Raw genomic sequence first — 25,388 nt, forward strand, 5'->3', positions numbered from 1 at the left:
TTGAATGAAGGGCAGGAGGAAAAAAGCGGGGGAATTAGCGCGCCTTCTGCGCAGACAGGATGAAAATCATCGGACGCTCTTTTTCTTCATCCAGCGCCGGGTTGTCGCGGATTTGCTGTGCTGAAGGCCCCCATTCATTCAAATAATTGATGATGAAGCCTTGCTGCACCAGCATATTCAGGTAACTGCCCAGCATGCGATGCTGTTTGATCACCCCTTCCGCCAGCCAGTTGGAAATACGCTCTCCTTCACGCTGGTAGCCGTTGACCGGCCATGATTTTTTTCCGTCCTCGGCGATCAGCCAGCCCTGCCGCTGCGGCGCGGTGTAAATGGGGTGCTCTGCGGTGAAAATAAACCGGCCGCCGGGGCGCAGCGCCTGAAAGACGCGGCTGAACAGCGCTGGCAGGTCAACGATGTAATGCAGCGTCAGCGAGCTGTAAACCAGATCGGCAGACGCCGCCGGCAGCTGTGCCGTTTCCAGATCCTGCTGCTGATAGCGGATACCGGCGTCATTGGTCATGGATTGCGCTTTCTCGAGCATCTTTTGCGACAGATCGATCCCCAGCACTTCGGCGGCCCCTTGCTCACGGGCGTAGCGGCAGAACCAGCCGTAGCCGCAGCCCAGATCGATGACGTTTTTCCCCTGTAGAGCCGGCAGTATTTCACGGATGCTGGCCCACTCCGGTGCACCGTCCAGGCCGTGTTGCGAGCGGCTGAGCTGCGCGTAACCGTCAAAGAAGCGTTGGTTGTCGTAGATATTTTGTGACATGGAATCTCCGGTGTCAGATGTGGTGGTGGTAAATCACTCATTCGTCATAGTAGGCGGACGCATGATTGATTTCCAGCGGGGACGGTCACGGGGCGATTGCGCTACCCGGCTGAAATTTATATAACATCTGTTGCGACACTATGACGTTTCACCTACAGACAGGATGGTTTATGCCGTTGTTTTACCACCGTTTTTATAGGGTTTTATTTGTACTGCTGGTGAGCGTGTGCGCAACGGCGCCCGCCAGCGCCCGGCCGGATTTGGATCGCCGGATTGGCGTTACGGTGGCGGAGCGCGGGACGGCTGACTATGCCTTCAGCGACTTTCGTCTGGCCTCGGCGGATGGTGAACGCCACTACCGCATTCGCATCGCCAAGCCGAAACAGGCCGCCCCGGCGGCGGGGTATCCGGTGATTTATTTTCTGGATGGCAACGCCGTGTTGATGCAGCTTAATGCCGGGCTACTGCAGCGTCTGGCGCAGGCGCCGCATCCGCCGCTGTTGGTGATGCTGTCTTATGATAACGATCTGCGTATTGATGCAGCCGGGCGCGCCTATGATTATACGCCGGCGTTGCCTGCCGGGCAGCGTGGCCACCCGGTGCAGATGGGCCGCTGGCGCAGCGGCGGTGCCGATGCGTTTGCGACGCTGCTAGAGCAGCGCATCAAACCGCAGGTGGCGGCGCGCGTCACCGTGGATCCGCAGCGTCAGACGCTGTGGGGGCATTCATACGGCGCGCTGTTTGTGCTGCATACGCTGTTCCAGCGTCCGCAGTTGTTCCAGCACTATATTGCGGTGGAGCCTTCGCTGTGGTGGGGCAAAGGGCAAATTCTTAAGGAAGCGCAGGCGTTTGTCCGCCAGTCGCCGGTATTGAACGCCCGTCTGCAGCTGTGGGTGGGGCAACAGGCCCCTGAGGCGCAGCCGCATCCAGGGGAGCGTACGTCGCAGCCGGCCGATGTCGCGCGTCAGCTGTCGCAGCGTCTGGACACACTGCCGGGGTTGCGGGCCAGCTATCGCCAATGGCCGGCATTAAGCCACGGGGCGATGCTGGATGCCGCTATTGCGCCGGCGTTGGAAGGGATAGCCTCCGGGCAGTGATCCGGAAGCAGGGAGAATAATTTTAAGTGTTCTCCATATTTATAGTATTAGGTTTGATACTGAATTTAGCATTTGCTAGAGCGTTGATATGTAGTGATGCCGCAAGTGATTCAGCCGGGGTTTATGCCGGTTATTCGCATTGGGCGATATAAGCTTCCTGACTTAAACGGCATGCCAGTTTGCTGACGTTAACGTTCAGACAAAGCGCCACATCTTCAGCAAAGCCCCTTTCTGCCAGTTCCAGCGCCGAGGTGCATTCACCCAGGTCTGATAGACCATACGGGCTGTTTTGACGATATGCTGACGCGGTAGCCCTGGCTTCCGGGGACCATGTTTTTTCCGCCAGATAAGAAATAATGCCGCCGGCGGCGACCAAATCTTCAACCGCAGGGCGCAGCGTGCCATTTGGCCACCGTTCACTGCAGGGTATGACCAGGATGCGCTTAAAATGGCGGCAGGCTCTGGCGGTTGCCGCCATGTTTCTGAAGCAACCGCTGAAGACGGCTGCATCGCTATCCTTGGCGCGAAAAGAGATTGCCGAGCCATTGGGCGAGGGGAGAACGAGCCTGGCGCCTTGTTCGATGTCTTTGAGCGAACAAGGGGATAAGGAATAGCCGTTGCTTTTGAGGCGGCGCTCAGTACTTGCAACGATTGCCCCTTTCTCATTGCCATAGGCGATTGCCGACTCGTCTTTCCAGGGATAGGGATAAACCCTGGCGCCGTTATCCACCGCAAGGCTTATACAGGTTGAAAATGACATCACGTCAACGATGATGATGCAATCTGCCGTCTGGCCAAGTTGTTCGACAGCCTCTATCCCCCACTCAAGACGGACGGAGAACCGTTCTTGCGCATACCAAACCATAGCGGTGTCCTTCTGACTGAATTTATATAGCGTAGCGAAATATCCAAATATAAGAAGTGAACTACTATTGATCCTTTGTCAGATGTTTGTGCTGGAACTGTCGCTTATTTTTAGATGAAAATATCAGCAGATCCGGCGTAGGGATTGCCATTAATGTTGGAGTTTAAAGGATGAGCAAGGTAAGTACGCCGGAAATGCGTATCGTCTGGCTGGCGGCGCTAATTCAACTGGTCAATGCGCTGGACTTTATGATGGTGATGCCGCTGGGGCCGGATCTTTCGCGAGAGCTGGGGATTTCACCCACCTATATCGGCTATCTGGGCGGGGGTTATACGCTGGCGGCGGCACTTTCCTCGCTGTTATGTGCGAAGTTTATTGACCGGTTCGATCGTAAGTCTGTCGCGCTGGTGGCGTTATTAGGGCTGTCGGCGGCGACCTGGGCATGCACGCTGGCCTGGAATATGGAAAGTTTGTTTATCACTCGCCTGTTGGCAGGAGTTTGCGCCGGCCCGGCTACGTCGATAGCTTTGGCCATCGTAGCCGATGCGGTGCCACAACAGCAGCGTGGCCGGGCGATGGCTATCGTGATGGGCGCTTTTTCACTGGCGGCAATTGCCGGCGTTCCGTTGGGGCTGGAACTGGCGATGCGCTACGGGTGGAGCGCGCCTTTTTATATCGTCAGCGCTTTGGGCATGTGTGTCTTGGTGGCGGTGTACGCAAAATTGCCGACGATGACGGCGCATCTGCAGCAGCAACAGCCGTCGTTTTCCTTTGTCAAAATGCTGAGGCGTCCGGTGGTGTTGAACGCCTTTGCGGCGATCGGGCTGGCGATTTTCAGCACGTTCCTGATCGTGCCTAACGTGGCGACCTATTTCCAATTCAACCTGAGCGTACCGCGCAGCGACATGAGCTATTACTACGTGACTGGCGGTATTTTTAGCCTGTTGGCGATGCAGTTTGGCGGTCGCCTGATTGATAAGCTGGGGGCCATGCGCATGACGCTGATAATGGGGCTGTTGATCCTGCTGGTGGTGTGGGATGGCTTCTTACATACGCCATCGATGACGCCGATCGTGATTTTCACGCTGTTTATGGCGGTGACCGCGACGCGCACTATTGCCGTGGCGGCGGTAAACAGCCAGGTGCCCGAGCCCTGGGAAAGAGCGGGCTTTATGTCCTTACAAAGCGTTTGCCAGCATATCTTCAGCGGCCTGGCGGCGGTCGTATCTTCAATGATATTAACCAACGTGGATGGGCGGTTGGGCAATGTCGACCAGCTGGCCTGGCTGACGATGGCCCTGACGGTGATTCAGCCGCTTTTCCTGTTTATGCTGTTGAAGCGACTGCGTGCGGCGCCGGAGTTGGAGGAAAAGCCGGCTGGTGAATAAAAAGAGAAGGGCGCTGTGGTTTATCCGGAATAATGTTGGAGGCATTAATTATTGTGGGTGCTACGGCGTTGAAGAGTTAATGCATGGAAAATAAAACTGTTGTGGCTCGATATGTTAGGTGTACTACTATTGAAATAGGGGGGTGTTATTGGTGATATATTTACCTATTTTATCATTCCAGACGTTTTTTCGATAGAATTGGCTTTGTGAAGCGTTTTGATATTATTGGTTTAATCGTTAATATAATTAAGCTTGGTGTGTAACTTTATCATGACTAACACTGAATATTGCTATCCTACTCTTTCTCAGCTTATCGACTTTGTACGTGATTTTACAGGGAGTCGCCGTGCTTCTATCACTGCGCAGACTTATCTTGAAGAAGATCTAGGCATTACCGGCGATGATGGTGCGGAGCTTTTGGAGGAGGTCGCACAGAGGTTTGGAATAGTCCTGCATACGGATGAAGACGGTTACCGGACTACATTCTCGCTGGGGGAGAACGAATATCTTTTCCATTCCGAAGGGTTTGATCCGCTTTGTATTGGACGGTTGATAGGTTGGCTGCGTAATAAGCCTCGTCCTATCATCCGCGATCTGACAGTAGGGGCGTTACATGATGCACTGGTTGCTGCTCATAGAAAAAATAGCGGATCTACTACATCGAGTACAGAGTATTAACATTTATCACTTTGGCTAGTTTTATCTTTATAATAGCTTTGAGTTACTCATTGCCATGCCCGAGTTTCAAATTAAAAATAGAATGGCTATCTATCTTTTTCCAGAGTATGACTTTTATGGTTGGATGCTTCCATCGTTGGCATGCGTGATTGGCCTTCATTATGTTAGGTGTCTGGGGATTACACGCACTTTTCTCGACATCCGAACGGATGATCTTGCGATTGAGGACACAAAAAAGCCCGCAGGCTGAGCTTGCGGGCTTTTTTGTCATTATCACCGGGTCTATCTGGTATCACCGGCGACCTATTTGGTGGAGCTGGGGGGATTTGAACCCCCGTCCGAAATTACTACACCGTCGGCACTACATGCTTAGTCCAATCTTTACATTCGCCGGCCAGCTGCGGATGGACACGCTACTGACAAACTAGCCTGATTGGATTTAACGCTTCAGCCCCAGGCAGGACATCCACGCGATCTCTTTTGGGTTTGACCTCTCTTGATCCCCGTCCTAAGAGCGGAGGCTAGGGAGAGAGGGCTCTGAGCAGGTTATTAAGCTGCTAAAGCGTAGTTTTCGTCGTTTGCGACTATTTTTTTGCGGCTTTTTACGAGGCCAACCGCCCCTCGGCATGCTCCTTGGGCTTCGCAAATCCCGTCGAATCCAGAATCAGCCCCAAGTAACTGTCAGGCAGTATATCAGAAGTTTACGCTGCTATGCCAGCGGCTTAACGATTTGCGTTCTTCATGATACGGGCTTTCGCCGTCTGCCATTCGCGATCTTTGATGTTATCGCGCTTGTCGTGCTCTTTTTTACCCTTGGCAACGCCGATCTTCAACTTGCTCCAGGCGTTTTTCCAGTACATGGAAAGGGCGACGACGGTGTAACCGTCACGGTTGACGCGGCCAAGCAGCGAGTCCAGCTCGCGTTTTTTCAGCAGCAGTTTACGGGAGCGCGTTGGGTCGCATACCACATGTGATGAAGCCACGTTCAGTGGCGTGATGGTGGCGCCGAACAGATAGGCTTCACCGTCACGGAACATCACGTAGCTGTCACTGATATTGGCTTTGCCAGCACGCAGCGATTTTACTTCCCACCCTTGCAGAGACAGGCCAGCCTCGAGCTCTTCTTCGATGAAGTACTCGTAGCGGGCGCGTTTGTTCTGCGCAATGGTGGCTGAGCCGGGTTTGTATGCTTTTTTCTTTTTCATAAGGTGCTCATTATACTGGATGCCACAGCGAAAGAAATCCTTTAGCGTTCAACGTCTGCGCAATTTTTTTGCGTTAGCGGGCGTCTGCCCGCGTAGCAGATTTTTTGTCTGACGCCAGATAAATGTTATTATCTGTTCGATTTATGTTGCTCAGGAAATGATATGCCCCAGATTAGTCGATCTGCGCTGGTGCCGTTTAGCGCTGCGCAGATGTACCAGTTGGTTAACGATGTTCACGCCTATCCCGAGTTTTTACCGGGCTGCACCGGCAGTCGGGTACTGAATGCGACGGACAGTGAGATGACCGCCGCCGTGGACGTAGCCAAAGCCGGTATCAGCAAAACTTTTACAACGCGTAATACACTGCAGGATAACCATCGTATCAACATGCAACTGGTTGATGGCCCGTTCCGCAAGCTGATGGGCGGCTGGCAGTTTACGCCGCTCAGCCCGGAGGCCTGCAAGGTTGAACTGCATCTGGACTTTGAGTTCACCAACAAACTGATCGAACTGGCGTTCGGTAAGGTGTTTAAAGAGCTGGCCAGCAATATGGTGCAGGCTTTTACCCAGCGCGCCAAAGAGGTTTACAGTGTCTGAGATACGCGTAGAGGTGGTTTATGCGCTGCCGGAACGTCAGTATCTGCGCCAGGTTAAGCTGGCGGCAGGCAGTACGGTCGAACAGGCGGTTATAGCCTCCGGACTGCTGGAACTCCGTAAGGATATCGATTTAGCGACCAACAAGGTCGGCATCTATAGCCGTCCGGCCAAGCCGGGCGATGTGCTGAATGATGGCGACCGGGTGGAGATTTACCGGCCGCTGATTGCCGACCCGAAAGAACTGCGTCGGCAACGCGCGGAGAAAGCAAAAAAATAAGGCGCTATCAGCGCCTTATTTTTTGAACCTCACCTGCCGAGTTGCAGCCTGTGACTGTCATACAAGATTAACCGACTCTTGTATGGGCCGGCGGGCGGCCCGTAATTACTTGCCGGTCAGCGCCGGTTTATTCTGGATATCCGTCAATACGCCGGCGCTATCGAAGGTCAGCGTCAGCGTCTGCTGGGTGATCTTCTCGTGGCCAGGCTGTTGGCGGAACACGTAGTACCAGGTCTGCGTGCCAAACGGGTCTTGCAGCATTGGCGTACCCAGAGTGTAGGCGACCTGCTGCTGGGTCATACCTTTGTGGATTTTGCCCACGTCGGCGGCTGTCAGGTAGTTCCCCTGATTGATATCAGGGCGATAAACGATTTTTTCGAAAGTCGAGCAGCCTGCAGTCAGCATCACAAGAACCACAGCGGCAGCAGTCAGCATTTTACAGCGCATAGTAATCATATTCCTTTAGGGCATAGGATGCCGATGATAATAGACCTTGCGGCAGTTGGAAACCTTTATACCCTTCAACTTTCAAGCGGCTGCGGCGATAGCCGTGCATTTTGACTCGGCAGGGCGGGGCATCGCCGCCCCTCAGGCCTGTCGGGCGGTCGGTATGCAGCAAGTTGAAATCGTTCAGGTTTACAGCGCTACATTCAGACCGCGAGAATATGAAAAAGTTGAGTTTTTTACGCCGCCAGCAGCTCTTTTGCGTTAGCCAGCGTATTCCGTGTGACTTCGCTGCCGCCCAGCAGGCGCGCCAGTTCTTGCAGGCGTGCGCGTTTACCCAGCGGCGACATCTGCGTCTCTGTCGCTGTGCCGTCGGTCTGTTTGCTGACGAAGAAGTGCTGATGTCCGCAGCCGGCCACCTGCGGCAGGTGGGTAACGCACATCACCTGGGTGGACTCGCCGAGTTGGCGCAGCAGGCGACCGACGATGGCGGCGGTTGGGCCGCTGATGCCGACGTCTACCTCATCGAAAATCAGCGCCGGCGTTTCCATCTTACGCGCGGTAATCACCTGAATCGCCAGCGCAATACGCGACAGCTCGCCGCCGGAAGCGACCTTCGCCAGCGGCTGCAGCGGCTGGCCGGGGTTGGTGGAAACGCAGAACTCAACGCGGCTTGCGCCCTCGGCGCCCAGATGTTCAGGTTCGAAATGTACGTCGATGCTGAACTGGCCGTGCGGCATTGACAGCGCATGCATGCTGTCGGTGATCAACTGGGTGAGTTCGGCGGCATAGTGCCGGCGCTGTTGGTGTAGGCGCTCCGCCAGCGCCATCGCCTGCTGATGGTGTTGGGTAACCGCTTCGTTCAGCTGTTGGTGGTCGCTTTCATACTGGGCCAGCAGTTCCTGCTCTTCCAGCAACTGCTGATGCAGGGTCGGCAGCTCTTCCGGCGTGACATGATGTTTGCGCGCCAGCGCTATCTGGCGTGAAATGCGCTGCTCCAGTTCATACAGGCGGTTGGGGTCGAGATCCATGCGTTCGGCATAGTGGCGCAGTTCGTCGCCGGCCTCGCTGATTTGAATCGACGCCTCTTCCAGCATATCCAGCAGGCCGGCAAGTTTGTCATCCATGCCGATAAGCTCCAGCAGCAGGTGTTTGACGCTGTGCAGCTGGCTCAGCATGTTGTGTTCGTCGCTATCGGCCAACAGCTGCAGCGCCTGCTGGCTGAGCGTCAGCAACTGGCCGCTGTTGGCCAGGCGTTTGTATTCCGTATCAATCTGCTCAAACTCGCCGCTTTGCGGCGCGAACTCGTTCAGCTCTTTCAACTGGTACTGCAGCAGTTGTTTACGCGCTTCGCGTTCGATGGATTGCTGCTGATGGTGCGCCAGCTCACGGCAGCTTTGGTGCCAGCGCTGATAGGCCTGGCGCATCTCCGTCATCAGTTCCGCTTCGCCGGCGTAGGCGTCCAGCAGTGATTTTTGGTGTTCCGGTTTCAGCAGCAGCTGATGTGCGTGCTGGCCGTGAATTTGGATCAGACGTTGGCCCAGCTCGCGCAGCTGCGACAGGGGCACGGAGGTGCCGTTGATAAAGCCGCGTGAGCGGCCATCGGCGCCAATCACCCGGCGCAACAGGCATTCGTTGCCGTCGTCCAGATGATTTTGCTCCAGCCACTCGCGGGCGGAAGGGGTGTCGGCCAGGGAAAAGCGTGCGCACAGGTCGGCGCGGGAGGCGCCCAGCCGGACCGCATTGCCGTCGGCACGGCTGCCGAGACACAGGCCCAGGGCATCAATCGCAATCGACTTACCGGCGCCGGTTTCACCGGTAATCGCCGTCATACCCGGTTGAAAGTCGATCTCCAACTCACGAACGATAGCAAAATTGCTGATGGTTAATTGCGACAGCATGGGAACCTTCCTGTGTATAAACACATAACTGTAATTTCATACAGTATAAACTGGTTTTATATACAGTAAAGTAGCTGAGCAAGATTTTAGAACAATTTTTTAGACCAGCCGAGTTTGGTGCTTAACGTATTGAAATAGCTGTAATCCTTTGGATGAATAAGATTCAGGTGGAAATCACTACGACGAATGAGCACCTCTTCCCCCTCCTGGATAGGCAGGGCGATCTGGCTGTCGCAACTGATTTCCAGATCGCTGCTGACGTGAGAAAACTTCAGCCGAATGGTGCTGTCGCCGTTAATGACCAGCGGGCGGGCGGAGAGGGTATGCGGGAACATCGGCACCAGCGCGATGGCTTCCAGCGACGGCGTCAGTATCGGGCCGCCGGCGGACAGTGAATAGGCGGTAGAACCGGTCGGCGTGGCGATAATCAGGCCGTCGGAGCGCTGGGAAAAAGCAAAGCGGTCATCGATATAGACTTCGAACTCGATCATGTGCGCCACTTTGCCGGGGTGCAGCACCACTTCATTGATGGCGGTGCTGATGCGGTATGGCTGCTGCTCACGCTGGACGATCGCCTCCAGCAGAAAGCGCTGCTCGTTGATGTATTCGCCTTCCAGCACGTCGGCCAACTGCTGCAGGGCATTGTCCGGGTCCAGATCGGTGAGGAAGCCGAGATTGCCGCGGTTGACGCCGATGACTTTAATCTCGTAACGCGCCAGCACCCGCGCCGCGCCGAGCATGTTGCCGTCGCCGCCGACCACCACCGCCAGGTCGGCCTGCTGGCCGATTTCCGCCAGGCTGCCGGTTACCGCTTCTTTCAGCCCCAGATCCTTGGCGATTTGTCGTTCAACCATCACGTTGTAGCCGCGGGCGACCAGCCAGTGGAACAGCATCTCGTGCGTTGCCAGCGCCGACGGGTGACGCGGGTGGCCAACAATGCCAATGCAGTTAAATTTTTTATTCATTGTTGCGTTTTCCCTCACCGGAGCCAGATTATGTCTTACATTGTGACCGGTTGACTTGAAACCCCGGTTTTGATCCCCATAATAAGCCAAGTTGCGGGATTAATGCTAAAACGCGGAGATATTCATGAGTAGTAAAGAACACAAGACGCCAAACGAGCAAGTCTCGGAAGAAATGGAACACGCTCAGCACGAGGACGTGCAGCAGGAAGCAGCAGAAGGTGTCGATCTGCGTGACGCACGTATTGCCGAGCTGGAAGCCCAACTGGCGGACGCTCAGCAGCGCGAACGCGAAAGCCAGCTGCGCGCCAAGGCTGAAGTCGAAAATATTCGTCGTCGTACCGAGCAGGATATTGAAAAGGCGCATAAATTCGCCCTGGAGAAATTCTCTTCCGATCTGCTGCCGGTAATCGACAACCTGGAGCGCGGGCTGGAGCTGGCGGACCGTAATAATCCAGAGCTGGCGGCGATGGTCGAAGGTATCGAACTGACGCTGAAATCCTTGCTGGACGTGGTGCGTAAATACGGTATCGAAATTGTCGGCGACGTGAATGTGCCGTTCAATCCGGATGTGCACCAGGCGATGAGCCTGATGGAGTCTGCCGATCATGAACCGAACCAGGTGATGATGGTGATGCAGAAAGGCTATACGCTGAACGGTCGTCTGTTGCGCCCGGCGATGGTGGCAGTTTCCAAATAATCGTTGCCTGTATGATGCAATAGATAAAGAAAAGGCACCCTCGGGTGCCTTTTTGCCGTCTGGCTTATTGCTGCGGTAAATGCGGCATCCAGTCGATCGGCGTTAGCCCCTGCTGTTCCAGCAGTTGGTTGGCTTGCGAGAAGTGCCGGCAGCCAAAGAAGCCGCGATGGGCGGAAAGCGGCGACGGATGCGGCGCTTTCAGCACGTGATGACGCTGACGGTCGATAAAATTGCCTTTCTTCTGCGCGTGTGAGCCCCACAGCAGGAACACCACGCCTTCGCGGTTTTCATTCAGCGCGGCGATGACCTTATCGGTAAAGGTTTCCCAGCCCAGATTGGCATGCGAGTGCGCGTTTCCTCTCTCCACCGTCAATACGGTGTTGAGCAGTAGTACGCCCTGTTCCGCCCAGCTTTGCAGGCAACCGTGATCGGGGCGCTCGAAGCCCGGAATATCCGTTGCCAGTTCTTTATACATATTCACCAGCGACGGCGGCGCCGGCACGCCGGGAAGCACGGAAAATGAAAGGCCATGCGCCTGATTCGGGCCGTGGTAGGGATCCTGACCGAGGATCACCACCTTGACGTCGGCCAGTTCGGTAAAGCGAAAAGCGTTAAACACGTCTTTCTGCGGCGGGTAAATGGTTTTGCCGGCCTGACGCTCATTGGCAACAAAGGCGAGCGTGTCGACAAAATAGGGTTGCTCTTTCTCCTTGCCAATAACGTCATGCCAGGTGAGGGGAGTGGACATTAACGCTCTCCTTTGTTTTCGTTAATCATTCATCGGGCATAGCTTACCGTTTAGCTTTACGGAGCGAAACCCGCATTTAACATTCCCTGTCACTCAGCGGCGGCGCAGATGGTCTTTGCAGGTTTTGTTGAAAATTTACAAAAATAATTGCCAGTACCGATTGGGTAAATATTGATATAAAACAGAAATTTGCCGTTTTGTAGCGCGTGGGCTTTGGTTGGAAATTGACCTTAATCAAAGAATTACCGGGGTCGGGCTGGTATACAGAACAATAAATGGTTTTACCAAATGACCTAAACCTTGTTCGGGTTATCAATGAAATAAGTTTTTTCGCCCTTGTACGGAGGCAACAACATGATTACCGGTATTCAAATTACCAAAGCAAACAATCAGGCGCTGGTGAACTCTTTCTGGCTGCTGGATAACGAAAAATCAGAAGCACGTTGCGTGTGCGCCAAAGCCGATTATGCTGAAGACCAAATCGTGCCGGTCAGCGAGCTGGGCACCATCGAGTATCGTGAAGTGCCGATGGAAATGCAGCCGACCGTGCGTGTTGAAGGCGGTCAGCATCTGAACGTCAACGTACTGCGTCGTGAAACGCTGGAAGACGCCGTGAAGCATCCGGAAAAATACCCGCAGCTGACCATCCGCGTTTCCGGCTATGCGGTGCGCTTTAACTCACTGACGCCGGAACAGCAGCGTGACGTGATTACACGTACCTTTACCGAAAGCCTGTAATTGTCAGGCGGTTGACTTATCGGGGGAGCCTTGGCTCCCCTTTTTTATGCCCGGCAATCAAAATTTAGACCGGGATCACACTCTGGTATTACAGAACTGCTCCGACCTGCCGATAGCTAACCTGGCGCTGGTTATCAGTGCGATGACTGAACTATCGACAAGGAGTCGGCATGAGCATGTCTTTAAGTTTTACTTCGGCGGCGTTACCTGCCGTATCTTTGCCTGTGGTTCCCGAACGGCGCACGGAGCCGCCCATTCCGGCAGAGCCTGTCGCTGGCGAACGGTTGCCCACGGCGGCGCATCCATCAACGTCGTCACAGAACCGGCAAACGCAGCAACTGCTGCATTCGTTGGTCAATGATGTCGCCGCTGTCGCCTCGTCGGCCAAAACCGATCTGATGCGCGGGCAAGTGCCGCAACAGGGGGACTACACCCTGGCGCTGCTGGCTAAGGACGTTTACAGCCTGGACGGAAAGGGCGTAGAAAATTTCAGCCGCCTGAGCGATGCGGCATTGCTGAGCGCCGGTATTGAGCCTGCAAGCCTGCATGATACGGCATCGGGTTTTCAGGCGGGCATTTACCATGACGGGCAGCAATATGTACTGGCCTTTGCCGGCACCAACGACTGGCGGGACTGGTTAAGCAATGTGCGTCAGGCGACGGGATACGATGACGTACAGTACAATCAGGCAGTGTCAGTAGCGAAAAGCGCCAAGGCGGCGTTTGGCGAGCAACTGGTAATTAGCGGGCACTCACTGGGGGGCGGTCTGGCGGCTACCGCCGCATTGGCCACCGGTACGCTGGCGGTCACCTTCAACGCTGCCGGAGTGTCCGATCACACCCTGAATCGCTTTGGTATCGATCCGGCCGCAGCCAGACAGGATGCGGAAGCCGGCGGTATTCGCCGCTACAGCGAGCAATATGACATGCTGACGTCGACGCAGGAGTCGACGTCGCTGATCCCGAATGCCATCGGCCATCAAATCATTTTGGAAAATAATGATACGCTAAATGGTATTGACGACTGGCGGCCGAGCAAGCATCTGGAGCGCAGTCTTGCCGCGCATGGTATTGATAAGGTGATTAGCTCAATGATGGAACAGAAACCGTGGGAGACAAAGGCCGATGCCTGACAGATTACGCTGGCCAATATTGCTGATGTTATTGATACCGTTAGCAGTATTGGCGTTGTCGGGAAAGGCCGAGGAACTGCAGATGAATCAGCAAACGACGCCGTTTAACGGCCAGAGCTGCCAGCCGCTGGCGCTGGCGGTTGCCACTGGTGATACGGCCCGTATCGCGGCACTGGCGACGCCGGAGGCGCTTGGTGAGCGCGGCGAGCAGGGTATAACGCTGTTGCAGTGGGCGATTTTACGCCAGCAGCCTGGCAGCGTACAGGCGCTGCTGGATGCCGGCGCCGACGTGACGGAAACCGGCATGGACGGCAACAGCGCGCTGCATATTGCGGCGATGGTGGAGGATGCCGGCTATCTGACACAGCTGCTGGCGCGGCAGCCGGTGGTTGATGTGCGTAACGCCGTCAGCGGCGCGACGCCGCTGGCCGCTGCGGTGCTGGCCGGCCGTCCGACGCAGGTGCGCCAACTGCTGGATGCGGCTGCCGACAGCCGTCTGGCCGATCGCGTCGGTGATACGCCGCTGCATATTGCCGCCAGAATCAACGCGCCGCAGGTGGCGTTGATGCTGTTGCAAAACGGCGCGGATGCTGCGGCGGTTAACCGGCAGGGGATGACATTTCAGGCTTATTTCGCCCAGACGCCGCGGCATCTGCAGAATGAAGCCATGCGTCAGGCGCGTCAGCAGCTGGATGATTGGCTGCAGGCGCACCGGCTGGCGGCGCGTTATCGCGTATTGTGAGGAGATAAAAAAACCGCCGGAAGGCGGTTTTTCTGTGGCGTTCGTTATTCGCCGTTGGTTGCCGGTGCGCCTTTCGGCTGGCGGCGTTTGCCGATGTTTTTCGCCTCACGATGGCGAACTTTCACCTTGGCTTTATCCTTGCTTTTGGCTTTGTTCTTGTCGGCCGCGCGCTTGGCCAGCACTTTTTTGGACGGCTTGCCGTTGCTCTTTTCACTCGGCACGCGGGTTTTCGGCCGCAGTTCGTCAATCACGCGCGCTTTCAACGGTTCGTTGAGGTAGCGGCCGACTTTGCCCAGCAGCAGGTGATCGTGAGCCTCGACCAGCGAAATCGCGGTGCCTTTGCGGCCGGCGCGGCCGGTGCGGCCGATGCGGTGCAGATAGGTATCGGCGGTGCGCGGCATATCAAAGTTGAACACGTGGGTGATATCCAGAATGTCCAGACCGCGGGCGGCGACGTCGGTGGCGATCAGCACGTTGACGCGGCCGTCCATCATGCGTTTCACCGCTTCGTTGCGTTTGGCCTGCACCATCTCGCCTTCCAGATAGCAGGTGTTGATGCCTGCTTCCCGCAGCCAGGTGGCCAGCTCATGTACACGCTCGCGCTTGCGTACGAAGACCACTGATTTCTGTACATCCGGCTGCTGCAGCAGATTGATCAGCAGGGCGGTTTTATGCTGCACATCGTCAGCACGGTAGTACCACTGCAGGATTTTTTTACGCTCGCGGCGGGAAGGATCGGCTTCCACTTCCACCGGTTCGTTCAGGATGCGTTCTGCGAATTCGCGGATAGCTTCGCCTTCCAGCGTGGCGGAAAACAGCAGGGTCTGGTTGCGCCAGCGCGTCTCGGCGGAAATAGTTTCGATATCCTGGGCAAAGCCCATGTCCAGCATGCGGTCGGCTTCATCCAGGATCAGCGTTTCCACCGCGCGGCAGTCGAAGTTCTCTTCTTTAATATACTGCAGCAGGCGGCCGGTAGTGGCGACCACCAGATCCTGGTTTTCGCTGAATACTTCCGCGTGGTTCATATAGGCTACGCCGCCGGTAATAGTGGCAATATCCAGTGAGGTATGGGCCGCCAGCTCACGCGCCTGATCGGCGACCTGCATCGCCAGTTCGCGCGTCGGGGTCAGGATTAATACGCGCGGCGGGCCGGACTTCTTGCGGGGGAAATCCAGCAGGTGCTGCAGCACAGGCAGCAAGAATGCGGCGGTCTTACCGGTGCCGGTCGGCGCCGAACCCAAGACGTCGCGCCCGTCCATTGCCGGTGGGATGGCTTCGGCCTGAATAGCGGTCGGGCGGTCGTAGCCTTTATCACGCAGGGCGTTGATCAGGCGTTCATCGAGATCGAGTTCGGAAAAATTGGTTGCTGTCATGGTCTACCTCTACTTGGGGCGCCGATTATAGACGGGTTGGCCGCCGGGTTCATCCTTTTTCAGGCCGGGACTCTTTTACCACTCCGCAGATTGCCTTATGCTACGCCGGTTTTCCAGCCAGGTACTCATTGTGGACAGTCAGTCAAAAGCCAATTTCAAACCGCGTCGCGGCGGTTTTACCTTCAAACAGTTTTTTGTCGCTCACGATCGCTGTGCCATGAAAGTCGGCACCGACGGCGTGCTGCTCGGCGCTTGGGCGCCGGTGACGGCGGTCCGGCGGGTGCTGGATATCGGCTGCGGCAGCGGGCTGATTGCGCTGATGCTGGCGCAGCGTACGGCGGATGACGTGCAGATCGACGCGGTAGAACTGGACGCCGCCGCCGCCGCGCAGGCGCATGACAATGCAGAAGCGTCGCCGTGGGCGTCGCGCATCCGTATATATGAGCAGGATATTCAACAGTTTACTGGGCAGCGGACCGCCAGCTACGATCTGATTGTCAGCAACCCGCCGTATTTTGCGCCGGCGGTAGCTTGCCGCGATCGGGCGCGCGATGCGGCGCGCTATACCGAAACGCTGACTCATGATGTACTGCTGGCCTGCGCCGAACGGCTGCTACAGCCCGACGGTATGCTGTGCGTGGTGCTGCCGTATGACATTGGCGAGGCCTTTGCCGCCGATGCGCTGCAGCGCGGCTGGCATTTGGCGCAGCGGGTGAACGTCAGCGACCGGGCGGATACCCCACGGCATCGTATATTGCTGGCGCTGACGCGCACGGCGCAGACGTGTGCGCACAGCGATCTGGCCATCAAGCAGGCGGAGGGTGACTACACTGCACCGTTCCGTCGCCTGATCACCGATTTTTATCTGTTTTATTGAGCAGGGCGCCGGCGCGCCCTGAGCGCCTTACGGCTGCAGAATGGTAGGAAGCGCTTGCGGCAGCGGCTCCGGATAGTCCAGCGTGTAGTGCAGGCCGCGGCTCTCTTTGCGCGCCATAGCGCTGCGCACCATTAGTTCCGCCACCTGCACCAGATTACGCAGCTCCAGCAGGTTATTGGAGATGCGGAAATTGGCGTAGTACTCGTCAATTTCCTGCTGCAGCGTGTTGATACGGCGCAGAGCGCGCTCCAGGCGTTTAGTGGTGCGGACGATACCGACGTAGTCCCACATAAACAGCCGCAGTTCGTGCCAGTTATGCTGGATCACCACGCGTTCATCCGAGTCATCCACCCGGCTTTCGTCCCATTGCGGCAGTGCCTTGGCCAGCTTGATGGCCGGCAGGCGGCGCACAATATCCTCGGCGGCCGACCAGCCGTACACCAGGCACTCCAGCAGCGAATTAGAGGCCATGCGGTTGGCGCCGTGCAGCCCGGTATAGCTCACCTCACCGATGGCGTACAGTCCGTCCAGGTCGGTACGACCATGTTGGTCTACCATCACACCGCCGCAGGTGTAATGCGCCGCCGGTACGATCGGGATCGGCTGTTTGGTCAGGTCAAAGCCCAGCGTCAGCAGCTTGTCATGGATCATCGGAAAGTGCTGGATGATAAATTCGGCGGGTTTATGGCTGATATCCAGATACATGCAGTCGGCGCCGAGGCGTTTCATTTCATGGTCGATAGCGCGGGCGACAATATCGCGCGGCGCCAGTTCGCCTCGCGGGTCGAAGTCCGGCATAAAGCGGCTGCCGTCCGGGCGCAGCAGATGCGCGCCTTCGCCGCGCAGCGCTTCGGTCAGCAAAAAGTTGCGTGCCTGCGGATGGAACAGGCAGGTGGGGTGAAACTGGTTAAACTCCAGGTTGGCGACGCGGCAGCCGGCGCGCCAGGCCATGGCGATACCGTCGCCGGAGGAGATGTCCGGGTTGGTGGTGTACTGGTACACTTTGGCGGCGCCGCCGGTCGCCAGCACCACGGTTTTGGCGCGGTGCGTCTCCACCTGCTCCAGCTCGCGGTTCCAGACGTAGGCGCCCACCACGCGGCGGGTGCCGGGCAGGCCGACTTTGCTGGAGGTGATCAGGTCGACGGCGTTGCGGCGCTCCATGACGCAAATATTCGGATGTGCGCTTGCTTTCCCCACCAGTGTGGTCTCTACTTCCTTACCGGTGGCGTCTGCGGCGTGCAGAATACGGCGGTGGCTGTGGCCGCCTTCACGCGTCAGGTGATAGCGTTTCTCGCCCTGGGCGTTGGTTTCGATATCAAACAGCACGCCCTGATCGATGAGCCACTGGACGCAATGGCGCGCATTGCCGGCGATAAACTCGACCGCCTCTTTATCACAAAGCCCCGCGCCGGCAATCAGCGTATCGTCAACGTGCGACGCAATGCTGTCCGTTTCATCAAATACCGCGGCGATGCCGCCCTGGGCATAAAAGGTGGCGCCTTCATTGAGCGGGCCTTTGCTCAGCACGGTCACCTTGCCGTGTTGTGCCAGCCGCAGAGCCAGTGACAGGCCTGCAGCACCGCTGCCGACGATCAGTACATCGCTAACATATTCAGAAGATGGTTGCATAACGTATGATGTGTGCAGAAGAAGAGTGAAAATCATGTTAGCCTAATTGTCCGGGCAAATGCCACGGATAGGGCGACATCAACAGAAAAAACAATGGCCGTATGGAACTTTGATTTCCATATGAACTCCAAGCGAGTGCTTGCTCAGGAAAAATGTATGGCTGGCAGTACAATTTCACGCGTGGAGACAGATTTGGGGAGAATTTACCTCGGATGAGCGAGCAGTTAACGGATCAGGTGCTGGTTGAACGGGTCCAAAAGGGCGATCAGAAGTCGTTTAACTTACTGGTGGTACGCTACCAGCATAAAGTGGCGAGTCTGGTTTCCCGCTATGTGCCGCAGGGCGATGTGCCTGATGTGGTGCAGGAGTCGTTTATTAAAGCCTATCGCGCGCTGGAATCTTTCCGCGGCGACAGCGCTTTTTACACCTGGTTGTATCGAATCGCTGTGAATACAGCAAAGAATTATCTGGTTGCTCAGGGGCGGCGTCCGCCGGCAAGTGATGTGGACGCCAACGACGCTGAAAACTATGAAAGCGCCGGCGCATTGAAAGAAATTTCGAACCCTGAGAACTTAATGTTGTCAGAAGAGTTGAGACAGATAGTTTTCCGTACCATTGAGTCGCTCCCTGAGGATCTGCGTATGGCGATCACCTTGCGGGAGTTGGATGGCCTAAGCTACGAAGAGATAGCCGCCATCATGGATTGCCCGGTCGGGACCGTACGCTCGCGTATTTTCCGCGCTCGGGAAGCTATCGATAATAAAGTTCAGCCGCTGATTCAGCGTTAGCGATGGCGGATACAGGAAGGGTATTTAGGCATGCAGAAAGAAAAACTTTCCGCTCTGATGGATGGTGAATCGCTCGATAACGAACTGCTGAGCTCTTTGTCGCAGGATCGGGCGCTTCAACAAAGCTGGCAGAGCTATCACCTGATACGTGACACGCTTCGGGGTGATGTAGGACAAGTAATTCATCTCGATATCGCCGAACGTGTTGCCGCTGCACTGGAGAAAGAGCCTGCTCGTCTGGTTCCTTCGGCGGTGCCTGAATCTCAGCCGCAGCCGGAAACCTGGCAGAAGATGCCTTTCTGGCACAAAGTGCGCCCATGGGCCAGCCAGCTGACTCAGGTCGGGGTTGCCGCCTGCGTCTCTCTGGCGGTGATCGTCGGCGTCCAGCACTATAATCAGCCTGATGCCACGCAGCCGGGTTCTTCGGAAGCGCCGGTGTTCAACACGCTGCCGATTATGGGGCAGCCATCGCCGGTCAGCCTGGGCGTGCCGGCAGACAGTTTCTCAACCGGCAGCGGTCAACAGCAGCAGGTGCAGGAACAGCGTAAACGTATCAATGCGATGCTGCAGGATTACGAACTGCAACGCCGCTTGCATTCAAACCAATTGCAACTTGATCAAGGCACGCCGCAGCAGGCCGCCGTTCAGGTTCCAGGCACCCAGTCTTTAGGAATGCAGCAGCAGTAATGAAGCAACTTTGGTTCTCCGTTTGTCTATTGACGGGCAGCCTGCTCTACTCAAATATCGCCCCGGCGCAGACCGCGTCCGGGGCGTTGTTGCAACAAATGAGCAGCGCCAGCCGTTCACTCAATTACGAGCTTGCCTATATCAGCATCACCAAGCAGGGGATAGAGTCGTTGCGCTATCGCCATGCCCTGGTGGAGCAGCAGGCGCTCGGCCAGTTACTGCATATGGACGGTCCGCGGCGTGAAGTGCTGCAGCGCGGCGACGGCATCAGCTATTTCGAACCGGGCCTGGAGCCGTTTACCCTGTCGGGCGACCATATCGTTGATGCGCTGCCTTCCATTGTGTACGCCGACTTTACCCGTCTGGCGAAATACTATGATTTTATCTCCGTCGGCCGGACGCGTATTTCCGATCGTCCTTGCGAGGTGATCCGCGTGGTGGCGCGCGATGGTTCGCGCTACAGCTATATTGTCTGGATGGATGAAGAGACCAAACTGCCGCTGCGGGTGGATCTGCTTGACCGCAACGGCGAAACGCTGGAGCAATATCGGGTGATCTCATTTGAGGTGGGGGAAGAGGTGCAAAACGCGCTGAGCGGATTGCTGAAAGCCTCATTGCCGCCGCTGATTTCCCTGCCGGCGATGGACAATGTTAAACTGGGTTGGAACACGGCCTGGTTACCGGCCGGGGTCAGCGAAGTGGCGCGCAATCGCCGCAAGTTGCCGAACGTTTCCGTGCCGGTTGAAACGCGACTGTACAGCGACGGCCTGTTCAGTTTCTCGGTCAATGTCAGCCCGGCGGGCAGTGGCGTTGGCACGCAGCTCTATCGCCAGGGGCGACGGACGATTCAGACCGAATTACGCAACGGCAAAGAGATTACCATCGTCGGCGAACTGCCGCCGTCAACCGCCAAGCGTATTGCTGACGGTATTTCCTTCAGGGGATCGTCGAAATGATGAAAGAGTGGGCCACGGTAGTCTCGTGGCAACAGGGCGTGGCGCTATTGCGTTGCGAGCCTAAAGCGGGCTGCGGCAGCTGCAAGGCCCGTTCGGGCTGCGGTGCGCGTGCGCTGAATGAACTGGTGCCGGAAACCGAGCATCAGCTGCAGGTGCAGATTGAACAGCCGCTGGAGCCGGGGCAACGGGTTGAGGTGGGCATCACCGAAGGCAGCCTGCTGCGCTCGGCGATGCTGGTTTATCTGACACCGCTGCTGGGTATGATGCTCGGCGGCGGCGCGCTGCAGCTGTGGCTGGCGACGGACGGCGCTGCGGCACTGGGCGCGCTGTTTGGCGGCGTGGGCGCCTTTTTGCTGGCGCGTAAACTGGCCCACCGTCTGGGTGAACAGGACGCCTACCAGCCGGTGGTGTTGCAAATCGGCCTGCCTCCTACCGCGCTGCGCCTGCAGCCGGAATCCCCTCTGTCTGACTAAATGAACGGCCGCGTCATCGCCGGGTTGCGGTAGGCGGGGATGCGGTTGTTAATCATATGCTCCAGCAACGCAATAAACAGATCGGCGCTCAGCAGTGAATAGTAACGCAGCGTGGCCAGCGTCTGACCCTGGCTGTCCAGTAAATGGATAACTCCGTGCTGCGGCTGGCTGTCCAGCGAGCGGATTTGTTCGATGGCGATATCCCCCTGCGGCGTAACCAGCGTTTTGGCGCTCAGCCGCAGCGTCTGGCCCGGCAGGTGCCGTAATCTGCTGCCAAGAAGCCAGGTTAGCCAGCGGGTTCTGCCGGCAATATAGTTAAAGGCCAGCTCCTCTCCCTGATATAACGCATTGAGGGCCACCGGGCCGCGCAACAGGATCTGCTGGTTGATGATGGTGTCACGCAGCGCCCAGGCGTGTGACACATTGCTGAATACCGTACACCAGGGCTGATCGGCGGCGGTACGGAACGCCATGGCTTCGCACAGCCCGCCACACAGGTTGCCCAGCAGCGGCACGCTGCGGATGCGATAAATATCGACGATCTTCTCAAACGGGATAAAGCGTTCCTGGTGGTTATGGCTATTGAACACTCTGACGCCGTGTTCATACAGGCGATAGGTCTGCGTCGGGCGCAGAACATGACGCAGCGCCAGCAGGATACACGCCAGTAATATGGTTACCGCGCCGGTTTGCAGCAAGGTCAGTATGCCGCGCTCTTCCATATTGCTCATCAGCGGCAGCATTAGCAGCGCGCCGCCGATGGTTAACAGCAGCGCCGCCGCTGCCAGAATGCCCCAGTTGACCTTTGAAAAATCGTGCCGGCTCAGCATCTGCCCTTTATCGATCATACGCACCTTCCAATCAATCTACAGAGATATGCTGGTGAACTCCGGCGGGCTTGCCGATGTAGTGCCCTGATTTCATCATTTTATACGGAGCTCACCCTCTTTCTATCGAGGTGCGGACGTCAGGTATATGGGTTTTTTCCTAAAGCGCGAAAGTGGATAATTAACTGATATTAAGGTTGTTTTTTTGAGGGTTTAAGAGTGGGTTGATTGCACGGCGGTGCATTATGTATTAAGGGCTGGAGCGGTATGCGTTTTTACCGGCCTTTTCCCGTCCGGGCAAAATGTTTTTCCGATTAACATTTGTTTTCATCCATGGCTGGCACCTGCCCCATTAAACAGCGCATAATAGAATGTTTTCGCTGCAGCGATCGCTAGGTTTTCGCTGTTACGGCATGTAGAATGCAGCGATTCAGGCGAAAGACGGCCTAACCCAACTCACTGTCGCTTTAGGTCCATGCGGGTTTCCATAGGCGAGTAATTCAGAAATACCAAGGCAGAAAAACTTTTATAATGAAGCATATACGAAATTTCTCCATTATTGCCCATATTGACCACGGTAAATCGACGCTGTCGGACCGTATTATCCAGATTTGCGGCGGCCTGACCGACCGTGAAATGGCCGCACAGGTGCTGGACTCCATGGATCTGGAGCGCGAACGCGGCATCACCATCAAGGCGCAGAGCGTCACGCTGGATTATAAGGCGCCCGATGGTGAAACCTATCAGCTGAACTTTATCGATACCCCGGGCCATGTCGACTTCTCTTATGAAGTTTCACGCTCGCTGGCGGCCTGTGAAGGCGCGTTGCTGGTGGTTGACGCCGGGCAGGGCGTAGAAGCACAGACGCTGGCCAACTGCTATACCGCCATTGAAATGGATCTGGAAGTGGTGCCGGTACTGAACAAAATCGACCTGCCGGCTGCCGATCCGGATCGTGCGGCGCAGGAGATTGAAGATATCGTCGGCATCGACGCTGCCGATGCGGTGCGTTGCTCCGCGAAAACCGGCGTCGGCGTGCCGGACGTGTTGGAGCGTCTGGTGCGCGACATTCCACCGCCGGAGGGCGATCCTGATGAGCCGCTGCAGGCGCTGATCATCGACTCCTGGTTTGATAACTATCTTGGCGTGGTATCGCTGGTGCGGATTAAAAACGGCACCATGCGCAAAGGCGACAAGATCAAAGTTATGAGCACCGGTCAGATTTATAACGCCGACCGCCTGGGGATTTTCACCCCGAAACGCGTCGACCGCGACGTGCTGAACTGCGGCGAGGTAGGCTGGCTGGTCTGTGCGATTAAAGACATTCTGGGCGCCCCGGTGGGCGATACCCTGACCACCGCGCGCCAGCCGGCGGAAAAACCGCTGCCGGGCTTCAAAAAAGTGAAGCCGCAGGTGTATGCCGGCCTGTTCCCGATCAGCTCTGACGATTATGAAGCCTTCCGCGATGCGCTGGGCAAACTGAGCCTGAACGATGCCTCGCTGTTCTATGAGCCGGAAAGTTCCACCGCGCTGGGCTTTGGTTTCCGCTGCGGCTTCCTCGGCCTGTTGCATATGGAGATCATTCAGGAGCGTCTGGAGCGTGAATACGGTCTGGATCTGATCACCACCGCGCCGACGGTTGTCTACGAAGTGGAGACCACCGGCGGTGAAACGGTATATGTCGACAGCCCGTCCAAACTGCCGCCGCTCAACAATATTGCCGAGCTGCGCGAGCCGATCGCCGAATGTCATATGCTGATGCCGCAGGAGTACCTGGGCAACGTGATTACGCTGTGCGTGGAAAAACGCGGCGTGCAGACCAATATGGTGTATCACGGCAATCAGGTGGCACTGACCTATGACATTCCGATGGCGGAAGTGGTGCTCGACTTCTTCGACCGCCTGAAGTCCACCTCGCGCGGTTATGCGTCGCTGGATTACAACTTCAAACGCTTCCAGGCCTCCGACATGGTGCGCGTCGACGTGCTGATCAACAGCGAGCGCGTGGATGCGCTGGCGCTGATCACCCACCGCGATAACGCGCAATACCGCGGCCGCGAGCTGGTGGAAAAGATGAAAGATCTGATCCCGCGTCAGCAGTTCGATATTGCCATTCAGGCGGCCATCGGCACGCATATCATTGCGCGCTCAACGGTGAAACAGCTGCGTAAGAACGTTCTGGCCAAGTGCTACGGCGGCGACGTCAGCCGTAAGAAAAAGCTGCTGCAGAAACAGAAAGACGGTAAGAAGCGCATGAAACAGGTCGGCAACGTTGAGCTGCCGCAGGAAGCGTTCCTGGCCATTCTGCACGTGGGTAAAGACGGTAAGTAAGAGCGAAGGCTCGATAACAAGGGAGTTTGCATGGCGAATATGTTTGCCTTGATCCTGGCGATTGCCACGTTGGTGACCGGGATCATCTGGTGCCTGGAGCGCTTTAAGTGGGCGCCGGCTCGCCGGGCGAAAATTGCGGCGGTCAACGAACAGACCGACGGCACGCTGGATGACAAGACGCTGGCGAAAGTTGCCAAGCAGCCGGGCTGGGTGGAAACCGGCGCATCGGTTTTCCCGGTGTTGCTGCTGGTCTTCGTGGTGCGCTCGTTTGTTTACGAGCCGTTCCAGATTCCATCCGGTTCGATGATGCCGACGCTGTTGATCGGCGATTTTATTCTGGTGGAGAAGTACGCTTACGGGATTAAAGATCCGATTACCCAGACCACGCTGATTGAAACCGGCCACCCGAAACGCGGCGATATCGCGGTATTTAAATACCCGCTGAATCCGAAGCTGGATTATATCAAGCGCGTTGTCGGCCTGCCGGGCGATAAGGTCAGCTACGATCCGCTGAACAAGCGCGTTACGGTACAGCCGGCATGTGACAACGGCCAGTCCTGCGATAAGGCGCTGGCGGTCACCTATAATCAGGCGGCGCCGAGCGATTTCGTACAAATGTTCAGCCGCAGCGGCATGGGCGAAGCCAGCAACGGCTTCTACAATGTGCCGCTGAACGACAGCGTGCCGCAAGGCGGTATTCGTCTGCGTGAGCGCAACGAAACGCTGGGCGACGTGACGCACCGGGTGCTGACCGTGCCGGGCACGCAGGATCAGGTTGGCGCCTATTACCAGCAGCCGGGTAATCAGCTGGCCGAGTGGGTAGTGCCGGCCGGTCATTACTTTATGATGGGCGATAACCGCGATAACAGCGCCGACAGCCGTTATTGGGGCTTCGTACCGGAGAAGAACCTGGTGGGTAAAGCGACCGCAATCTGGATGAGCTTTGAAAAACAGGAAGGTGAGTGGCCGACCGGCGTAAGATTAAGCCGTATTGGTGGTATTCACTAATTCCGCATGTCTTCCCGTTCTGCCCGGCGCCGTATTAATTTAGTGCGGCGTGAAGCAGGGCGGGGAGATAAACGCAGCATTCTGTTGCTGCTCGTTGTAGAATACCGGGCGATAAAAGTTGGTTCGATTTAGAGCCACTGCAAACGAAACAGCTTTGGAAAGCAGGTCTGTTCCGTATGCTGTAAAGTTTTTGAC

Annotated in this window: 26 protein-coding genes and 1 other RNA gene; 16 read left to right on the forward strand and 11 right to left on the reverse strand. The window is 56.5% G+C overall.

The window, feature by feature from the left end; genetic code table 11:
- Nucleotides 1-34: 34 nt before the first annotated feature.
- Entirely contained in the window at nt 35-769 is a 735-nt protein-coding gene (locus HF675_RS05850) for a bifunctional 2-polyprenyl-6-hydroxyphenol methylase/3-demethylubiquinol 3-O-methyltransferase UbiG (RefSeq protein WP_187044235.1), read from the reverse strand.
- A 170-nt stretch (nt 770-939) separates the two neighbouring features.
- Between HF675_RS05850 and HF675_RS05855 the strand changes: the two genes are divergently transcribed.
- Nucleotides 940-1,866: an alpha/beta hydrolase gene (locus HF675_RS05855; RefSeq protein ID WP_187044236.1), complete on the forward strand. Its 927-nt coding sequence runs from the start codon at nt 940-942 to the stop codon at nt 1,864-1,866.
- A 130-nt stretch (nt 1,867-1,996) separates the two neighbouring features.
- Here the strand turns inward: HF675_RS05855 and HF675_RS05860 are convergent, their stop codons facing one another.
- Nucleotides 1,997-2,731: a 2-phosphosulfolactate phosphatase gene (locus HF675_RS05860; protein ID WP_187044237.1), complete on the reverse strand. Its 735-nt coding sequence runs from the start codon at nt 2,729-2,731 to the stop codon at nt 1,997-1,999.
- 170 nt (nt 2,732-2,901) lie between these two features.
- Here HF675_RS05860 and HF675_RS05865 point away from each other — a divergent pair, with 170 nt between their 5' ends.
- Nucleotides 2,902-4,119, forward strand: coding sequence for an MFS transporter (locus HF675_RS05865; RefSeq protein ID WP_187044238.1), 1,218 nt, complete (start codon nt 2,902-2,904; stop codon nt 4,117-4,119).
- Between the two features lie 270 nt (nt 4,120-4,389).
- Nucleotides 4,390-4,797, forward strand: coding sequence for a DUF1493 family protein (locus tag HF675_RS05870; RefSeq protein WP_105233488.1), 408 nt, complete (start codon nt 4,390-4,392; stop codon nt 4,795-4,797).
- Nucleotides 4,798-5,105: 308 nt separating this feature from the next.
- Here the strand turns inward: HF675_RS05870 and ssrA are convergent.
- Both ssrA and smpB read right to left on the reverse strand, forming a co-directional pair.
- Nucleotides 5,106-5,469: a transfer-messenger RNA gene (ssrA, locus tag HF675_RS05875) on the reverse strand.
- Nucleotides 5,470-5,519: 50 nt separating this feature from the next.
- Complete coding sequence (smpB, locus tag HF675_RS05880; protein WP_015673473.1) at nt 5,520-6,002, reverse strand: SsrA-binding protein SmpB; 483 nt, start codon at nt 6,000-6,002, stop codon at nt 5,520-5,522.
- Nucleotides 6,003-6,164: 162 nt separating this feature from the next.
- Here smpB and HF675_RS05885 point away from each other — a divergent pair, with 162 nt between their 5' ends.
- Nucleotides 6,165-6,599: a type II toxin-antitoxin system RatA family toxin gene (locus HF675_RS05885; protein ID WP_015673472.1), complete on the forward strand. Its 435-nt coding sequence runs from the start codon at nt 6,165-6,167 to the stop codon at nt 6,597-6,599.
- The gene (locus HF675_RS05890; protein ID WP_105232238.1) at nt 6,592-6,876 is read left to right on the forward strand and encodes an RnfH family protein; all 285 of its coding nucleotides are present in this window, start codon (nt 6,592-6,594) and stop codon (nt 6,874-6,876) included. The genes HF675_RS05885 and HF675_RS05890 overlap by 8 nt, the downstream gene beginning before the upstream one ends.
- A gap of 105 nt (nt 6,877-6,981) precedes the next feature.
- On the opposite strand, the gene bamE is transcribed toward HF675_RS05890, so the two are convergent.
- The 3 genes from bamE to nadK all read right to left on the reverse strand — a co-directional run bounded on the left by bamE (nt 6,982) and on the right by nadK (nt 10,186).
- Complete coding sequence (gene bamE / locus HF675_RS05895; RefSeq protein ID WP_105232237.1) at nt 6,982-7,323, reverse strand: outer membrane protein assembly factor BamE; 342 nt, start codon at nt 7,321-7,323, stop codon at nt 6,982-6,984.
- A 236-nt stretch (nt 7,324-7,559) separates the two neighbouring features.
- The gene (gene recN, locus HF675_RS05900) at nt 7,560-9,221 is read right to left on the reverse strand and encodes a DNA repair protein RecN (RefSeq protein WP_187044239.1); all 1,662 of its coding nucleotides are present in this window, start codon (nt 9,219-9,221) and stop codon (nt 7,560-7,562) included.
- A gap of 86 nt (nt 9,222-9,307) precedes the next feature.
- Entirely contained in the window at nt 9,308-10,186 is an 879-nt protein-coding gene (gene nadK, locus HF675_RS05905) for an NAD(+) kinase (RefSeq protein ID WP_105232236.1), read from the reverse strand.
- A gap of 124 nt (nt 10,187-10,310) precedes the next feature.
- Here nadK and grpE point away from each other — a divergent pair, with 124 nt between their 5' ends.
- Nucleotides 10,311-10,883: a nucleotide exchange factor GrpE gene (grpE, locus tag HF675_RS05910; RefSeq protein WP_105232235.1), complete on the forward strand. Its 573-nt coding sequence runs from the start codon at nt 10,311-10,313 to the stop codon at nt 10,881-10,883.
- A gap of 64 nt (nt 10,884-10,947) precedes the next feature.
- On the opposite strand, the gene ung is transcribed toward grpE, so the two are convergent.
- The gene (gene ung / locus HF675_RS05915; protein WP_111736600.1) at nt 10,948-11,631 is read right to left on the reverse strand and encodes a uracil-DNA glycosylase; all 684 of its coding nucleotides are present in this window, start codon (nt 11,629-11,631) and stop codon (nt 10,948-10,950) included.
- 354 nt (nt 11,632-11,985) lie between these two features.
- Here ung and grcA point away from each other — a divergent pair, with 354 nt between their 5' ends.
- The 3 genes from grcA to HF675_RS05930 all read left to right on the forward strand — a co-directional run bounded on the left by grcA (nt 11,986) and on the right by HF675_RS05930 (nt 14,244).
- On the forward strand, nt 11,986-12,369 hold the full coding sequence (grcA, locus tag HF675_RS05920; protein WP_105232233.1) for an autonomous glycyl radical cofactor GrcA: 384 nt from the start codon (nt 11,986-11,988) through the stop codon (nt 12,367-12,369).
- 170 nt (nt 12,370-12,539) lie between these two features.
- The gene (locus HF675_RS05925; protein WP_187044240.1) at nt 12,540-13,502 is read left to right on the forward strand and encodes a phospholipase; all 963 of its coding nucleotides are present in this window, start codon (nt 12,540-12,542) and stop codon (nt 13,500-13,502) included.
- On the forward strand, nt 13,495-14,244 hold the full coding sequence (locus HF675_RS05930; RefSeq protein WP_105232231.1) for an ankyrin repeat domain-containing protein: 750 nt from the start codon (nt 13,495-13,497) through the stop codon (nt 14,242-14,244). Before HF675_RS05925 ends, HF675_RS05930 begins: the two co-directional genes overlap by 8 nt.
- A gap of 44 nt (nt 14,245-14,288) precedes the next feature.
- Here HF675_RS05930 and srmB read toward each other — a convergent pair whose 3' ends face one another.
- A complete protein-coding gene (gene srmB, locus HF675_RS05935; RefSeq protein WP_105232230.1) occupies nt 14,289-15,617 on the reverse strand; it encodes an ATP-dependent RNA helicase SrmB in 1,329 nt (442 codons plus the stop codon).
- A 130-nt stretch (nt 15,618-15,747) separates the two neighbouring features.
- Here srmB and HF675_RS05940 point away from each other — a divergent pair, with 130 nt between their 5' ends.
- A complete protein-coding gene (locus HF675_RS05940; protein WP_370569829.1) occupies nt 15,748-16,494 on the forward strand; it encodes a tRNA1(Val) (adenine(37)-N6)-methyltransferase in 747 nt (248 codons plus the stop codon).
- A 27-nt stretch (nt 16,495-16,521) separates the two neighbouring features.
- Here HF675_RS05940 and nadB read toward each other — a convergent pair whose 3' ends face one another.
- Nucleotides 16,522-18,123: an L-aspartate oxidase gene (gene nadB, locus HF675_RS05945; protein ID WP_187044242.1), complete on the reverse strand. Its 1,602-nt coding sequence runs from the start codon at nt 18,121-18,123 to the stop codon at nt 16,522-16,524.
- Nucleotides 18,124-18,335: 212 nt separating this feature from the next.
- On the opposite strand from nadB, the gene rpoE reads away from it, so the two are divergent.
- The 4 genes from rpoE to rseC are packed head-to-tail and all read left to right on the forward strand — an operon-like array spanning nt 18,336 to nt 21,027.
- Nucleotides 18,336-18,911: an RNA polymerase sigma factor RpoE gene (rpoE, locus tag HF675_RS05950; protein ID WP_105232227.1), complete on the forward strand. Its 576-nt coding sequence runs from the start codon at nt 18,336-18,338 to the stop codon at nt 18,909-18,911.
- 30 nt (nt 18,912-18,941) lie between these two features.
- Nucleotides 18,942-19,598: an anti-sigma-E factor RseA gene (gene rseA, locus HF675_RS05955; RefSeq protein ID WP_054306833.1), complete on the forward strand. Its 657-nt coding sequence runs from the start codon at nt 18,942-18,944 to the stop codon at nt 19,596-19,598.
- The gene (gene rseB, locus HF675_RS05960; RefSeq protein WP_105232226.1) at nt 19,598-20,554 is read left to right on the forward strand and encodes a sigma-E factor regulatory protein RseB; all 957 of its coding nucleotides are present in this window, start codon (nt 19,598-19,600) and stop codon (nt 20,552-20,554) included. Before rseA ends, rseB begins: the two co-directional genes overlap by 1 nt.
- Nucleotides 20,551-21,027, forward strand: a complete 477-nt coding sequence (rseC, locus tag HF675_RS05965; RefSeq protein ID WP_105232225.1) for a SoxR-reducing system protein RseC — start codon at nt 20,551-20,553, stop codon at nt 21,025-21,027. Before rseB ends, rseC begins: the two co-directional genes overlap by 4 nt.
- On the opposite strand, the gene HF675_RS05970 is transcribed toward rseC, so the two are convergent.
- Entirely contained in the window at nt 21,024-21,875 is an 852-nt protein-coding gene (locus HF675_RS05970) for a hypothetical protein (protein ID WP_111736603.1), read from the reverse strand. The two genes, rseC and HF675_RS05970, sit on opposite strands and share 4 nt — an antisense overlap.
- Nucleotides 21,876-22,385: 510 nt before the next feature.
- Between HF675_RS05970 and lepA the strand changes: the two genes are divergently transcribed.
- Nucleotides 22,386-24,185 carry a translation elongation factor 4 gene (gene lepA / locus HF675_RS05975; RefSeq protein WP_111736604.1) on the forward strand — a complete coding sequence of 600 codons (1,800 nt, stop codon included), beginning with the start codon at nt 22,386-22,388 and terminating at the stop codon, nt 24,183-24,185.
- Nucleotides 24,186-24,215: 30 nt separating this feature from the next.
- A complete protein-coding gene (gene lepB, locus HF675_RS05980) occupies nt 24,216-25,193 on the forward strand; it encodes a signal peptidase I (RefSeq protein ID WP_105232222.1) in 978 nt (325 codons plus the stop codon).
- Nucleotides 25,194-25,388 lie beyond the last annotated feature (195 nt).

It is taken from the genome of Serratia sp. JUb9 (assembly GCF_014298095.1).
GTDB lineage: Bacteria > Pseudomonadota > Gammaproteobacteria > Enterobacterales > Enterobacteriaceae > Serratia_B > Serratia_B rhizosphaerae.

Excerpts from the sequence above, each read along its gene's own strand:
- lepB (WP_105232222.1), top strand. The coding sequence starts at position 24,216 with ATGGCGAATATGTTTGCCTTGATCCTGGCGATTGCCACGTTGGTGACC.
- HF675_RS05855 (WP_187044236.1), top strand. The coding sequence starts at position 940 with ATGCCGTTGTTTTACCACCGTTTTTATAGGGTTTTATTTGTACTGCTG.
- grpE (WP_105232235.1), top strand. The coding sequence starts at position 10,311 with ATGAGTAGTAAAGAACACAAGACGCCAAACGAGCAAGTCTCGGAAGAA.
- rseC (WP_105232225.1), top strand. The coding sequence starts at position 20,551 with ATGATGAAAGAGTGGGCCACGGTAGTCTCGTGGCAACAGGGCGTGGCG.
- recN (WP_187044239.1), bottom strand. The coding sequence starts at position 9,221 with ATGCTGTCGCAATTAACCATCAGCAATTTTGCTATCGTTCGTGAGTTG.
- HF675_RS05865 (WP_187044238.1), top strand. The coding sequence starts at position 2,902 with ATGAGCAAGGTAAGTACGCCGGAAATGCGTATCGTCTGGCTGGCGGCG.
- ung (WP_111736600.1), bottom strand. The coding sequence starts at position 11,631 with ATGTCCACTCCCCTCACCTGGCATGACGTTATTGGCAAGGAGAAAGAG.
- HF675_RS05925 (WP_187044240.1), top strand. The coding sequence starts at position 12,540 with ATGAGCATGTCTTTAAGTTTTACTTCGGCGGCGTTACCTGCCGTATCT.
- HF675_RS05930 (WP_105232231.1), top strand. The coding sequence starts at position 13,495 with ATGCCTGACAGATTACGCTGGCCAATATTGCTGATGTTATTGATACCG.
- HF675_RS05870 (WP_105233488.1), top strand. The coding sequence starts at position 4,390 with ATGACTAACACTGAATATTGCTATCCTACTCTTTCTCAGCTTATCGAC.
- rseB (WP_105232226.1), top strand. The coding sequence starts at position 19,598 with ATGAAGCAACTTTGGTTCTCCGTTTGTCTATTGACGGGCAGCCTGCTC.
- nadB (WP_187044242.1), bottom strand. The coding sequence starts at position 18,123 with ATGCAACCATCTTCTGAATATGTTAGCGATGTACTGATCGTCGGCAGC.
- HF675_RS05885 (WP_015673472.1), top strand. The coding sequence starts at position 6,165 with ATGCCCCAGATTAGTCGATCTGCGCTGGTGCCGTTTAGCGCTGCGCAG.
- grcA (WP_105232233.1), top strand. The coding sequence starts at position 11,986 with ATGATTACCGGTATTCAAATTACCAAAGCAAACAATCAGGCGCTGGTG.
- HF675_RS05860 (WP_187044237.1), bottom strand. The coding sequence starts at position 2,731 with ATGGTTTGGTATGCGCAAGAACGGTTCTCCGTCCGTCTTGAGTGGGGG.
- rpoE (WP_105232227.1), top strand. The coding sequence starts at position 18,336 with ATGAGCGAGCAGTTAACGGATCAGGTGCTGGTTGAACGGGTCCAAAAG.
- HF675_RS05970 (WP_111736603.1), bottom strand. The coding sequence starts at position 21,875 with ATGATCGATAAAGGGCAGATGCTGAGCCGGCACGATTTTTCAAAGGTC.
- smpB (WP_015673473.1), bottom strand. The coding sequence starts at position 6,002 with ATGAAAAAGAAAAAAGCATACAAACCCGGCTCAGCCACCATTGCGCAG.
- nadK (WP_105232236.1), bottom strand. The coding sequence starts at position 10,186 with ATGAATAAAAAATTTAACTGCATTGGCATTGTTGGCCACCCGCGTCAC.
- rseA (WP_054306833.1), top strand. The coding sequence starts at position 18,942 with ATGCAGAAAGAAAAACTTTCCGCTCTGATGGATGGTGAATCGCTCGAT.
- bamE (WP_105232237.1), bottom strand. The coding sequence starts at position 7,323 with ATGCGCTGTAAAATGCTGACTGCTGCCGCTGTGGTTCTTGTGATGCTG.
- HF675_RS05850 (WP_187044235.1), bottom strand. The coding sequence starts at position 769 with ATGTCACAAAATATCTACGACAACCAACGCTTCTTTGACGGTTACGCG.
- srmB (WP_105232230.1), bottom strand. The coding sequence starts at position 15,617 with ATGACAGCAACCAATTTTTCCGAACTCGATCTCGATGAACGCCTGATC.
- lepA (WP_111736604.1), top strand. The coding sequence starts at position 22,386 with ATGAAGCATATACGAAATTTCTCCATTATTGCCCATATTGACCACGGT.